This window comes from Thiothrix sp. UBA5583 (genome assembly GCA_002425225.1).
Lineage (GTDB): Bacteria > Pseudomonadota > Gammaproteobacteria > Thiotrichales > Thiotrichaceae > Thiothrix > Thiothrix moscowensis.
Window position 1 is genome coordinate 50,566 of the sequence record DILV01000007.1, and the last position, 12,866, is coordinate 63,431.

The window sequence follows — 12,866 nt, forward strand, 5'->3', positions numbered from 1 at the left end:
ACTGGAAAGTAACAGAGGCGAATAAGACCAGCCTGACAAGCTCTATTGTTTTGGGGATAAACGTGGTCGTAGTTCTTTTGTCAGGCAAAAATCTGTGAATATCTGGTTTACAGTGAACCGCTACGCTTGATGTCAAGATAGTGGTTGACCAGATTAACAGATAGTTCAGGTGGGGGAACATCCAGACAATGGATTCCGGCAGCCCGTACCCGTTCCAGAGTCGCCTCCCGCCTTTGCAGGTAATGCTGGACAGCCGCCGTGCGCAAGGCATCTTCGCGGTTGTTGACCGGGGCGATTGCTGCCTGGTCGAGTGCCTGTTCGCGCATACTTGCCAGCAACACCAGATGGCGTTTGCGTAGCAGGTGTAGGGCAGGTAACAGGTCATCCAGATCTTCGTCACGCAAATTGGTGAGCAACACCACCAGGGCGCGTTTTTTCTGCCTGACCAGCAGTTCGGTGGCTGCCTGCGCATAATCCGGTGCTTGCGGGGTCGGTTGCAGGTCGTACAGTGCATTCAGCATGTGTTGGACATTGTGTTGCCCTTTGTGGGCAGGCAGCCAGCGGCTGGCTCCGGCAAAACTGCCCAAACCTACGGCATCACCCTGTCGCAAGGCGACATAGGTCAGCAGCAAAATAGCATTCAGAGTATGGTCGAAATGTGAAAGGGCATCGTCTTTCGCCATCATGCGGTGTCCACAATCCAGCATGAAGATGATTTCCTGGTCGCGTTCGTCCTGGTATTCGCGGGAAATGACCTTGTTGACCCTGGAAGTAGCTTTCCAGTCGATCTGGCGCAGGCTGTCACCTTCACGGTATTCACGCAACTGATGAAAATCCTGGCCTTCACCCCGGCGGCGCTTTTTCATGATTCCCAAATGACTGAGATGGTTGTCAGTTGCCAGCAGGGCGTATTGGGCGACGGCGGCAAAGTTGGGGTAAACCTTCACTTCGGAAACAACGGGCAGTTTCAGGTCATGCCACCACAGTTGCAGCGGAGAGAGTATCCGCACCTGCACACACGGAAACACCAGTTTGCCACGTTCGTTGGCAGTAACTTCGTAGAGGGGTTCGGCAAATGCCCCAACCGTCAGTTGCAGGCTCATGGGAAAGCCAGTCGTGCTGACTTCCAGCGGAAAATGATCAAACACTTGCAGGCTGAGTGGGCGTTTGCCTGCATTGTGCAAACGCAGGCGAACGCTACGTTTGACCCCGAGTGGCAGGGAATGGGGAACGAAGCGCTCGGCTTGCGGGGGCGCTTCTGTCACTGCCAGCAACAAGTCAACCAGTAATGCCAGCAGGCTGATGCCAACCGTGGCGTACCACATCGGCAACAGGTTTGGCACGATGCTGACCAGCAGGGCAACCGCAGCATTGCCCCCCACCAGCAGAAAGGTATGGCGGGCTGGCAGGATCATTTGCGGGGTGCTTCGGTTTTTTCCAGAACAGCTTTCAGCAGGTGGTCGCTGTTGTAGCCTTCCAGCTCCATTTCCGGGGCAAGTGACACGCGGTGGCGCAAGACCGGCAGGCAGATCTGCTTAATGTCATCCGGGTGGACGAAATCACGCCCTTCCAGCATGGCATTGGCGCGGGCGGCACGTACCAGTGCAATGCTGCCACGCGGACCAGCCCCGAAGCGCAAGCCTTGCCACTGGCGGGTCGCACGGGTAATACGCACGGCGTAATCCAGTACCGCAGTATCCACCGCAATATTCGCAGCAACGGTTTGCATGGCGAGCACCTGTTCGGGTGTCACCACGGCTTGCAGGCTGGCAAGGTTGAATCGGTCGCCAATTTGCTGGTCGGTGACGACTGTCACCATCTCGGCTTCCTCTTCCAGAGTCGGGTATTCGATAAAGATTTTCAGCAGGAAACGGTCAAGCTGGGCTTCCGGCAATGGATACGTGCCTTCCTGTTCCAACGGATTCTGGGTTGCCAGGGTCATGAAAGGCAGCGGCACGGGATAGGCTTTGCCTTCGATGGTCACTTGCTGTTCCTGCATGACTTCCAACAGGGCGGACTGGGTTTTGGCGGGGGCACGGTTGATTTCATCTGCCAGCAACAGGTGGGTGAAAACCGGCCCCTTGCGCACGTTGAAACGCTGATTCTGCATGTCAAACAGCACGTGCCCGCTGATGTCGGCTGGCATCAGGTCGGGCGTGAACTGAATGCGGGCAAACTGCCCGGCAATGGTATGTGCCAGCACCCGTACCAGCAGGGTTTTGCCAAGGCCGGGTACACCTTCGATCAGCACATGTCCGCCAGCCAGCAGGGCGATGAGGGTTTCGCGCACGACCTGTTTCTGGCCAATCAGTGCCTTGCCGATTTCGTGGCGGATACGTCCAGCCAGTTCGCTGGCCTGTTCAAGCGTCAGGCTATTTGTTGTCATGGGGTTTCCTTGTGCTTGGGTAAAGTTGTTCGACGGTTTGGGCAAAATCCTGGTAACGCGCATCAGTGTGCTTGCTGTACCGCTTCCACATGAACAGGCCGCTGGCATGGATGTGTTCCAGAATCCGGCGGCGTTCCGGTTGGGGCTTGGGAATCAATGGGCCAAAACGCGGGCTATGCGCGAGGATGGTCAGTGGAATCAGCATTGCCAGTGATAATACCAGTGCCCAAGCGTGTTCCCAGATGAGTTGCGATAAGGGCGGCATGTCATCAGTATGGATCAGCCAGATATTGGCAGGCTCCGTGTGCAGGCTGTGCAGCATGTGCCAGAAAAAGGTGGCATGTTCGTACTGGTGGATGCTGCCGTTTTCAATGAAATCCAGATTGGCTACCACGGTGACAAGCCCGTTGCCCCAGGGTTGTTCCAGCAGCCAGGTATGTTCCTTGTAGCTCAGCGTGTTGGCATCGGTATTTTCGCTGTGCAGGCTATAAAAGAATCCAGGGTCAAGCTCCAGTGCTTCTTCCATGCCGGAAAGTTCCGCTGCCAGCGGCAAATCCTCGTCTTCGGGCATAACGTGTTCGCCAATACGGATACCCAGCGCTGTCTGCAAGGGATCGCGTTCAATGGCAGAATCGCTTTCTTCTTCCTCGTCATCATCCATGTACTGCGTTATGGCGTTACTGGTGCGGGCGCGGGTGATGAGATGACCGCCACGTTTGATCCAGGCAAGGATTTCTTCCACCTTTTGTGCAGACAGGGTATAGCGGGGGGTATTAATCACCAGCACGGTATTGGTATCTGGCAGGGTACTGAGGGTGTCAGGGGTTTCTGCCGGTATGCCCATGCGTTTGAGTAGCAGGCGCGATGCGAACAGCGGGTTGGTTTTAGCCTCTCCCCGGAAGCCGGTGTATTCATCCACTTCGCGCAGCTCAAAATTCTGTACAAACCAGCCAATACTGACGATGACAACCACGATTGCCAGCAGGATGGGAACAAGTTGTGACTTGTTCATGCCGGGTTGCCTCCTGTTACTGATTCAGCGGGCGGGACATGGATGAAACCTGCCCAGCCATCGAACAGGGGTTCAACCAGTGCAGTTGCCGGGGAGCGGTGTGCATAGGCAATTTCCTGCCAGGCACGGGTGACAGCCCGCAACCATGTTGCCCGATGCGGGGTAATATGCATTGCTGCCAGTTGTAAGATGTCACCTTCCGTATGGCTGTCCTGCACTGGAAGCCGGTCATGCCGGGTCAGACGCATCAATGCTCCCCGGTACAACAGGCTCAGGGCTTCGCGTTGCTGGCCTGCTTCCCATAAACGGCGGCTGGCGGCTGCAATATCATCCGGTAGGGATTCCGGGCGGATGTCCATGCCAAACAGGATGTCGGGGGCTGGTTTCTGCTCGGGCTTGCGCTGCAAAGGCTTGAGCAGGGCAAGCAATTGCCTGCGATAAACAAAAGCCAATACCACCATCACGATGACGGCAACCCACAACATGATTTTCAGCAGGTTGGCAAACAACACCTGCAAGGCTTCCGGGATGCTGTAAGACTTGTTTTTCTCCAGCTCGTCTTCCTTGTTGATGCGTTCCCAGCGGGTTACAGTACGCATTTGGGCGAATTCTTCTCGCTGCATGATGGCGTCGATTTGTGTCTGCGCTTCTTCCGGGGGTAGGCGTGTTTCTGCCAGGGATTCACTGGTGTCTTCTGCCAATGCGGGGGGCGTAGACAGGCTGCTTGCCGTGATGATCAACAGGATTGCCAGTACCATTGCCAGCGGCGTTTGTGCCAGTGTGCGCAAACGGTCGCCCAGATTGCGGAACGCCAGTTCGATGTCCCACGCTTCCAGTTGGGTGCGGCGATTCAGGTACAGGCTGAAACTGGCGGCAACATACAGGGGTTCAATCAGCCAGACGCTGAGCGTATACAGGCAAACGTAAATGAGGGTTCCCCACAGGCGTTCTTCCGTTTCAGCCATGTCATCAAAGGCGCTGCTGATGTAATCCCATGAGCCATCGGTGGGGTCAAGTAGTAGGATGAGTGCATACAGGCTGAATAGCACCACCAGTTCCAGCAGGATACAGCCCAGTGTGATCCATACGGCATGGGAATGTGCCTGCACGTGCAACAGGTGTTGGCGGTCACTGCGGGCTTTGCCGCGCAATTGTTCCAGTTGCCAGATAGAAAGGTTGAAACCGCGCGAAAACGACAAGCGCCGCCAGATCAAGCCCCCCAGCAGGCCGGTGGTATGGAACAGGCGCGGTATGGCGCTGAAAATGTCGGCGGTGGATAGGCGCTGGTCGAACATCTGATGGCTGAGGATGTGCAGCAGTACCCGGTCAAACAAGGGTTTCAGCCACCAGACCAGCCAAGGGATATACATGCGGTAATCGGCAGGTATCAGCAGCCACAGGATCAACACCAGACTGAACAGCAACAAAGTCCATGCCGGAAAAATCCAGCGGGCATTGTGCTGCACTAGCGCAAACCCCAGATCGGCAGCTTCCCACGGGGTACGCAAACGGATATGGGCGGTAATGCTGTCCAGTTTCATTTGCGCCCCGCCAGCGTGAAATAGGCAAGCACGACCAGCCACAGGCTGATACCCACCGCGTATTTGATCATGACTGGAATCCAGGTCTGCGAAGACCAGAAGGCTTCAACGAATGCCGCCATGATGAACAGGGTAGCCGCCCCGTAAACGATCTTGATGGCATCCTGGCTATTGTCCAGCAAGGCCAGCAGACGGGCTTTGCGCCCAGGCATCACCAGTGCCTGCGCCAGTTTGAAACCAGCAGCCCCGGACAATACAATGGCGGTCAGCTCAAACGCACTGTGTCCGGCGACGAATCCCCAGAAGGTTTCGATATAACCAATTTGGGTCAGATGCCCAGCCACTGCACCAATCACCAGCCCGTTGTACAGCAGGAAAAACAGGCTGCCTATGCCGTATAGCAAGCCACCGGCGAAGACCTGAAAACCGATGCCGGTATTGTTGCGGATGTAAAAGCCAAACATGAACACATCACTGTCCGCTTCCCGCTCGCGCCCCAGGCGTGACTCACGGTTTACAGGATCATACATGGCTTCCATGCCCGCTACTTGCTCACCATCAATCACTGAATACACCAGCTCCGGTTCAAGCTGAATGGCTATCAGGACAGCAAAGAAACTGCCAAAAAACAGCAGGCAGGACAATAACAAGGGTTTGATTTCCCGCCGGACTAGCCGAGGTAGGTCACGCAGGTAGAATTCGGCAATCCGGTGCAGGAAATGCAGGCGCGAGGTATACAGGTGGTTATGCCCGCGAATGACCAACTGGTTGAGCTGTTCAATCAGCAAAGGGCTGTACATGCGTGATTGTGCCAGTGCCAGATGGTGGCAAAGCTGGCGGTAAGCCGCCGGAAAATCAAGTTGCGGCTCCTGCAAGCCCTGCCGTTCACGTTCTTTTTTGGCGGTTTGCTGATAATCCAGCCATGCCTCGAATACGTTCCATAGCGGCTGGTAACGCTCGATGAACTGCTCCTGTTTCATGCGGTGCGGCCTCCTCCCAGCCAGTTGGCAATGCCGTGCAACCAGCGGGCGGGTTGTGCCTGCGCCTCAATCAGCGGGCCGGTCATACAGGCGAGTTCCTCCTGACGGGAAGAGGTCAGGGTTTGGCTGCGCTGGGCAAACAACAGGATGGCCTGTTGTTCCGGCAAGGTCAGCGACATGGGGGGGCGCACTGGCTCGGCTTCCACATGGGTATGGCGGCGTTTGTGGTTGTTCTTGTGCAGGACAACCGTGTTGGCGGCAAGGTCGCCCAACCGTTGGAAACGCCGGTTTAGCATCATGCTGGCAAGCCCGAAACCGTACAAAAAGGGCAGGAAATCCACCACCCGCAACAGGTTGCGCACGATGGAGGCGGATGGCGTGACAGGGCTGGCATCGGTTTGCGCTACATACAAATCCAGCATTTTCTTGCCGGGTGTTTGCCCTTGCTGGCGCAATTCAAAATAAACCGGGTAAAACCACTCCAGCAGGAAAATCAGGATCATTGCCACACCCACGCCCATTTTGCCCATGAAAGACAAGGTAATGATCAGGGCAAGACTGATCAGCGAACGCAAGGCAAGATCAACCAGCCATGCCAGTAAACGTGGCAAGGGGCCTGCTGGGGAGAGTTGCAAGGCAATGCCTTCAGGGGTGTTAACAGTGTAGGTGGTATCCAGTCGCATCCGCGCGGGGTATCCTTTTGCATGTATAATCTGCGCATTATTTCCATGCAGAATGCAATTCAGACCGCCGGATGTCAACCGGGAAGCGACAGGGTGAAAATGTTTACACAAATACAGGCGATTACATCGACCGCGATTTTTCCCATTGCCAGCACAGACTGGCAGCAAGTACACGCCAACTTTGCAGAGGCGGAACGCAACTGGCTACGCCACAACCGTTTTCAGGGCAAGCCTGGGCAAAACTGCCTGCTGCCGGATGCTCGCGGCAATATTGGCAAGGTACTGACCGTCTACGATGCCAGCGAAGGAACCCGCTGGGCACTGGCAAGCCTACCTGACTTGTTGCCTGAGGGAAATTACCATCTGGAATGTGACTGGAATCCACAGGAACGTGCCGATGCTGCGGTGGGCTGGGGGTTGGGGTGCTACAAATTCAATGCATTTCGCCAGACAGAGACCCGACCATCGCCTGTATTGTATACAGGGATAGATACCGGGCGGAGTGAGGCCTTCATCAGCGCCATTACGCTGGTACGCGATTTGGTCAACCAGCCCGCCAACCACATGATGCCGCAACAACTGGCCGCTGCTACGGAACGTCTGGCTGATGAATATGCTGCCACTTTCCAACAGTTGGTGGGCGATGATCTGTTGCAACACAATTATCCAGCTATCCATGCCGTGGGGCGTACCAGTCACCATGCGCCGCGATTGCTGGAGCTGGAATGGGGTAATCCTGACCATCCGACCCTGACGCTGGTCGGTAAGGGGGTCTGTTTTGATACTGGCGGGCTGGACATCAAACCTTCCCAGTTTATGCGCCTGATGAAAAAGGATATGGGGGGCGCTGCGCATGTGCTGGGGTTGGCAAAGCTGATCATGCACCTGCAATTGCCAGTGCGGCTGCGGGTGCTGATTCCGGCGGTGGATAACGCGATTGGAGGCGATGCTTTTCGCCCCGGTGACATCCTCGCTACCCGTGCAGGCAAGCAGGTGGAAGTGGACAATACCGATGCTGAGGGCCGCCTGATCCTGTGCGATGCCTTGTGTGTGGCTGCCGAACAGCAACCCGGTCTGATTGTGGATTTTGCCACCCTGACAGGAGCGGCACGGGTGGCACTGGGTACGGAAGTTCCAGTTTTTTTCTCAAATAACAAATTTCTGAAAGAAAAACTTCAAGTTGCTTCTGAAGAAATTCAGGAGTTGATTTGGAATCTGCCCTTGCACAAACCTTATTTCGAGCAACTGAAAAGCCAGTGTGCCGACTTTACCAACAGCGGTGGCAGTTACGGGGGGGCAATCACGGCGGCGTTGTTCCTGAATGAATTTGTCCCGGAAAACATTCCCTGGGCGCATTTCGATGTGATGGCATGGAATACCCGTTCACGTCCGGGGCGTCCTGTTGGAGGGGAGGCGATGGGTTTGTTTGCCGTTTATGCGTATTTTGAGACCGTTTATCTGAACCATACCTAAACAACGCACGACATACCCATTAAGGTAGCATTCAGTTTCATGATTGTGCTCTATAATCAATACTATTAATGGTTCCAACGAGGGTGTGTGTATGGAGTCCTCTTCTTCGCGGTTTACGGCAGTCAAGCAATTGGTTTGGCTGGTTTTGTTTATCTATGCGCTGATGATCATCTTTTTCCTGCTGTTTCCGCCTAAGGCGGAGGCAGCCACAGGGCAGGATGAACAGGCGCAATTGCTGGACGGCTTGCTGGGGCGTTTGGAATACACGGAATCCGGGGTATTCGTGCCGGTAGCTGATGCCGCTCTGACAACGGAACTGATGCAGTTGCAGGCGCAATACCATCTGGATACCGGGCAAGGTTCAGCCTGGATATTGGACAAGCAGACTGGCTTTGCGGTGTGGGGAACTGCCCATTTCCCGCTCAAACCCGCAGCATTGGGCGAAGCTGACAAGCATAACCTGCAATTCTTGCTGAAGGCTGACCGCCGCTATGCAGTGCAAAATTTCCATTTGTCGGTACAGGATGGTTCCCTGCTTGCATTCCAGATGGTAGTTGCCTTGCCAGTAAACTGAATTCAGGGCTATGCCTTGCAGCCAAAATCCATGAAAATAAGCGGCTGCAACCACAGGATACATGGCAATGGTCGATTTCTACGACGAACTTACCTACGAAACCAACCCTTTCCCTGAAACACATCCCGGCAATCTGGCGGCACTGGGGCGTCTGTTTGGCATCCCGACTGCTCCGGCACAGCGTTGCCGGGTACTGGAACTGGGTTCAGCCACAGGTGGCAACATTATCCCGATGGCGCATTACTTGCCGGATAGTGAGTTTTTCGGGGTCGAACTATCAGCGCCTCAGGTAGGCATCGGTCAGGCAATTATCCAAGCTGTCGGGCTGGGGAATATCCGTCTGGAGGTTGGCGACATTCTGGAGCTTGATCCTGCACAGATTGGGCAGTTTGATTATATCATCGCTCACGGGGTGTATTCCTGGGTTCCAGCCATGGTCAGGGAAAAAATCCTGCAACTGACCCGCGAATGCCTTACACCTAACGGTATTGCCTATATCAGCTACAACGTACTGCCCGGCTGGCGGATGCGTGGCAGCCTGCGTGACCTGTTACTGTATGCCACCCGTGATGCAGAGGGCGCGGTTGCCAAACATGCGGCTGCCATTGTGGCACTGGAGCGCCTGCAACAATCCCTGCAAGGTACAGAAGCTGATAGCAGCCGTTATGTGCAAAAGGAAATCGGCTATCTGCTCAAGGCGCACCCCAGTTACCTGTTGCACGAATACCTTGCCGGGGAAAACAATGCCTTTCTGTTCAGCAATTTTCTGGCAGACATTCAGCGGCAGGGTTTGCAGTATGTGTGTGAAACCGACCTGAATACCCTGTTCGACACAACCTTGCCAGCCCCGGCACAAGCCGCTCTGGCAGATATTGATGACCCCTTGCAGCATGAGCAATGGATGGATTTTGTACGGATGCGTACTTTCCGCAAAAGCCTGTTGTGCCGTGCCGACTTGCCGCTGGAACGGGAAATCGACATCGACGTATTCAAGACGTTTTTCTTCAGTGCCAACCTGCGCCCCAAGGGCAAAGTGCAACTTGCCAACAACAAGCCCGCCACTTTCCTGTACCCGGACAATACGGAACTGAATGTTGCCCACCCCCTTACCAAGGCAGCGTTACTGCATTTGCGCGATGTTCACCCGTATACGCCTGATTTTGCCGAATTGCTGAAAATTGCCAGTGCACAGGTTAGTGCAGCGGGTGGCAAGCGTTATGCGGAGGAAAGCGGGGAACTGGTCAGCGAACTATTCAGCCTGTACAGCTACCGGGCGGTGCTGGGGCATTTGCAGCCTTGCCATGTGCAGCCTGTTTTGCCGGAACGTCCGCAGGTAGCCACTCTGGTACGTTTGCAGGCAAGGGAAGGTTGGAGCAGTGTTGCCACTGTGCATCATTTGGCTCTGAGTGTGGATGGCTTTGCGCGGCGTTTGCTGGAACTGCTGGATGGTTCACGCACGGCTGGCGAAGTGACGGCTTGTCTGCTGGCGGAAGTACAGGCCGGTACATTGCAGGTTCCCGGTGGCAAGCAGGCACAAGCGAAAGGCAAGGGTCTGGAAAAAGAGCTGGCAGACAATGTGCAACACCTGCTTCAGGTTTTTGTACGGCATGGTTTGCTGGTTTAAACCCGTGTTTGGTTAGGGAAAAGTTCTATTTATTTGATAAGAAAGATAATTTCTGTATGATGCAATGGTCTGGCTTGACTTGGGAAATACAGGAGAACATGAAAATGCACAAGTGGGTAGCGATCAGTTTGACGGTCGGTTTGTTGAGTGCTTGTTCCGGCGGGCACAATCTGGACAACCCAATCAAGACCTGCAAGGCCATTACGACAGTGCTGGCAGGTGACAAGAGCGTGGTATGGCACGCGGAAAAGCAGACCGAACAGCAAGGCTCGCAACTTCAGGTGACATTGGATTTTTCACTGGTAGGTGAGCCGCAGGGTGAGGTGTCACAAGCTGTCTGCATTTATGCCCAGAGCAGCCAGGACATGGACTACCGCAATGCGATGGGTGAATATGCCAATACCCCCACCTCAATGCTGATCAATGGAATGCCCATTCCTGCCAACGATCTGGTACAGGCAGTCAATCGTGCCACGGCTGATACAGTCCATCAAGTCATCCAGAAAAGCGTGTCGTATTGAGTGGAAAACGCAGACTGGCTTGTAGACCGGGGTGATTGTCGTCCAGCAGGATGGTCGCCCCGTGTAGGTCAGCAACCGCTTTCACCAGACTTAAACCTAGCCCATTGCCCGGTGTGCTGCGGGCGTTGTCCAGCCGGGTAAAGCGTTTGAAGACCTGTTCGCGCTTGTCAGCAGGAATCCCCTGCCCGTTGTCAGCAACCGTGACGACAACATGTTCCCCCTGACGGGTAACGCTCAGGCTGATAGTGCCGGGGGCGGGAGTGTATTTCACCGCATTGTCCAGCAGGTTGGTAATGGCTTGCGCCAGCAGTTGCCGGTTGCCATGCACATACAGGCCCGGCTCGGCCTGATGGGTCAGGGCAAGACCAGCCTCCTCGGCAACGGCAGTATACAGGTCGGCAAGCTCGTCGGTCAGGGTGGCAACATCCACTTCCGCCCAGTCTTCACGTTGCACCCCAGATTCCATTTGCGCAATGCTCAGCAAGGCATTGAATGTCTTGATCAATTCATCCAGATCCTGCATGGTGTCCTGGATCAGGGCGGGGTAATCGGCCTTGTCCTGTGCTTCGTACTGGCTGGCTTCCAGCCGGTTGCGCAAGCGGTTAAGCGGGTTACGCAAGTCGTGGGCCAGATTGTCAGTGACTTCACGCATTCCCTGCATCAGTTGTTCAATGCGTTCCAGCATGGAATTTAGCACCCGGCTGAGGCGGTCGAATTCGTCGTTGCGGCTGGTGACTGGCATCCGTCGTGCCAGATTGCCGCTGATGATGTCATTGGCGGTTTTACCGACTGCATTAATGCGTCGCAGCACGTTGTAACCCATGAAGCTGCCGCCTAGCAGTGCCAGTGCCACAATGGTGGCAATCGCGGCAATCACGGTCTGGAGCAGGCGATCCAGCAGGGTATGCTGTTCTTTCAGGTCAGTAACAACCAGCAACTGGTAGCCGCCGGAAAGTTGCGTCCACAACAGACGCACCGGTTGGGTTTGCTGGCTGGAGCCGGTAATCTTACCCAGTGGTACGGTGGCAAATGCCTGGGTATGGTCACCACTGAGGGTCTCGAAATCGAGTTCTCGGGTCAAATCCTGTTGTTGGCGGTGTACCAGATTGGAAATCAAGAAACCCGAACCACCTTCACTGTTGCGGATCTGGATGATTTGTACCAGACCTTCTACTGCTGACGTGCGGTAACGGCTCAGCAGGACATCGGTTTCCAGTTGCAAACGGGTGTCGGTTTGCTGCTGCATTTGCGCTTTCGCCATCCAGTAAATGAAACCGAGTGCACCCGCCGCTACCATGCTGAACAGCAGGGCGTACACCAGTGACAAGCGGAAAACCGAGGTTTCAAACAGTTTGCGGATCATGCAGCAAGTACCCCGCGCCCCGGATGGTGTGTAGCAACGGTGTGTCGAAATCCTTGTCGATCTTGCTGCGCAAGCGGCTGATGTGTACGTCGATGACATTGGTTTGCGGGTCGAAATGGTAGTCCCACACTTTTTCCAGCAGCATGGTACGGGTCACGACCTGCCCAGCATGGCGCATCAGGTATTCCAGCAGGTTGAATTCGCGGGGTTGCAGGGGAATGGGGACACCGTTGCGAGTCACACGCCGCTTGAGCAGATCCATTTCCAGGTCACGTACCTTGAGGAAGGTCTGTTCCTGCGTTGGCTGGGTGCGGCGCAACAATGCCTGCAAGCGTGCCAGTAGTTCACTGAAAGCATAAGGTTTGACCAGATAGTCATCCCCTCCGGCACGCAAGCCTTCCACGCGGTTATCGACTTCGCCGAGGGCACTGAGGATCAGCACCGGGGTCTGCATCCCTTGCGCCCTGAGGGTCTGGATCAGGGAAAGCCCATCCCGTCTGGGAAGCATCCGGTCGACGATCAGGGCATCGTAGTGACCTTGCAGAGCCAGATGCAGGCCATCCTCGCCGTCGGCAGCGTGGTCAACAACATAGCCACTTTCCATCAGCCCTTTCTGGATGAAACTGGCAGTTTGGCGGTCATCTTCAACGATCAGTATGTTCATGGTTTACAAGCATAAACCAACAAGCGGATTTGGGAAGTGACGGAT

General features: G+C 55.1%; 12 protein-coding genes. 4 read left to right on the forward strand and 8 right to left on the reverse strand.

Annotated features, from left to right (window positions below; genetic code table 11):
* Positions 1 to 107: 107 nt before the first annotated feature.
* Genes B2U47_RS01530 through B2U47_RS01555 form a run of 6 tightly spaced genes read right to left on the reverse strand, consistent with a single transcriptional unit; the run spans position 108 to position 6,602 of the window.
* Positions 108 to 1,415 (reverse strand): DUF58 domain-containing protein, encoded by a 1,308-nt coding sequence (locus tag B2U47_RS01530; RefSeq protein WP_296677415.1) that lies wholly within the window; start codon positions 1,413 to 1,415, stop codon positions 108 to 110.
* Positions 1,412 to 2,386: an AAA family ATPase gene (locus B2U47_RS01535; RefSeq protein ID WP_296677412.1), complete on the reverse strand. Its 975-nt coding sequence runs from the start codon at positions 2,384 to 2,386 to the stop codon at positions 1,412 to 1,414. The genes B2U47_RS01530 and B2U47_RS01535 overlap by 4 nt, the downstream gene beginning before the upstream one ends.
* Positions 2,373 to 3,398, reverse strand: coding sequence for a DUF4350 domain-containing protein (locus tag B2U47_RS01540; RefSeq protein ID WP_296677410.1), 1,026 nt, complete (start codon positions 3,396 to 3,398; stop codon positions 2,373 to 2,375). The genes B2U47_RS01535 and B2U47_RS01540 overlap by 14 nt, the downstream gene beginning before the upstream one ends.
* A complete protein-coding gene (locus B2U47_RS01545) occupies positions 3,395 to 4,939 on the reverse strand; it encodes a DUF4129 domain-containing protein (RefSeq protein ID WP_296677406.1) in 1,545 nt (514 codons plus the stop codon). The genes B2U47_RS01540 and B2U47_RS01545 overlap by 4 nt, the downstream gene beginning before the upstream one ends.
* Entirely contained in the window at positions 4,936 to 5,919 is a 984-nt protein-coding gene (locus tag B2U47_RS01550; protein WP_296677403.1) for a stage II sporulation protein M, read from the reverse strand. The genes B2U47_RS01545 and B2U47_RS01550 overlap by 4 nt, the downstream gene beginning before the upstream one ends.
* On the reverse strand, positions 5,916 to 6,602 hold the full coding sequence (locus tag B2U47_RS01555; RefSeq protein WP_296677400.1) for an RDD family protein: 687 nt from the start codon (positions 6,600 to 6,602) through the stop codon (positions 5,916 to 5,918). The genes B2U47_RS01550 and B2U47_RS01555 overlap by 4 nt, the downstream gene beginning before the upstream one ends.
* Before the next feature lie 99 nt (positions 6,603 to 6,701).
* Between B2U47_RS01555 and B2U47_RS01560 the strand changes: the two genes are divergently transcribed.
* The 4 genes from B2U47_RS01560 to B2U47_RS01575 all read left to right on the forward strand — a co-directional run bounded on the left by B2U47_RS01560 (position 6,702) and on the right by B2U47_RS01575 (position 10,794).
* Positions 6,702 to 8,075, forward strand: coding sequence for a leucyl aminopeptidase family protein (locus B2U47_RS01560; protein WP_296677574.1), 1,374 nt, complete (start codon positions 6,702 to 6,704; stop codon positions 8,073 to 8,075).
* A gap of 91 nt (positions 8,076 to 8,166) precedes the next feature.
* The gene (locus tag B2U47_RS01565) at positions 8,167 to 8,649 is read left to right on the forward strand and encodes a hypothetical protein (protein ID WP_296677397.1); all 483 of its coding nucleotides are present in this window, start codon (positions 8,167 to 8,169) and stop codon (positions 8,647 to 8,649) included.
* Positions 8,650 to 8,710: 61 nt separating this feature from the next.
* Positions 8,711 to 10,273: a class I SAM-dependent methyltransferase gene (locus B2U47_RS01570; RefSeq protein ID WP_296677395.1), complete on the forward strand. Its 1,563-nt coding sequence runs from the start codon at positions 8,711 to 8,713 to the stop codon at positions 10,271 to 10,273.
* 104 nt (positions 10,274 to 10,377) lie between these two features.
* Positions 10,378 to 10,794 (forward strand): hypothetical protein, encoded by a 417-nt coding sequence (locus B2U47_RS01575; RefSeq protein WP_296677394.1) that lies wholly within the window; start codon positions 10,378 to 10,380, stop codon positions 10,792 to 10,794.
* Here B2U47_RS01575 and B2U47_RS01580 read toward each other — a convergent pair.
* Complete coding sequence (locus B2U47_RS01580) at positions 10,769 to 12,157, reverse strand: sensor histidine kinase (protein ID WP_296677391.1); 1,389 nt, start codon at positions 12,155 to 12,157, stop codon at positions 10,769 to 10,771. The genes B2U47_RS01575 and B2U47_RS01580 overlap by 26 nt on opposite strands.
* On the reverse strand, positions 12,138 to 12,821 hold the full coding sequence (locus B2U47_RS01585; protein WP_296677387.1) for a response regulator transcription factor: 684 nt from the start codon (positions 12,819 to 12,821) through the stop codon (positions 12,138 to 12,140). Before B2U47_RS01585 ends, B2U47_RS01580 begins: the two co-directional genes overlap by 20 nt.
* Positions 12,822 to 12,866 lie beyond the last annotated feature (45 nt).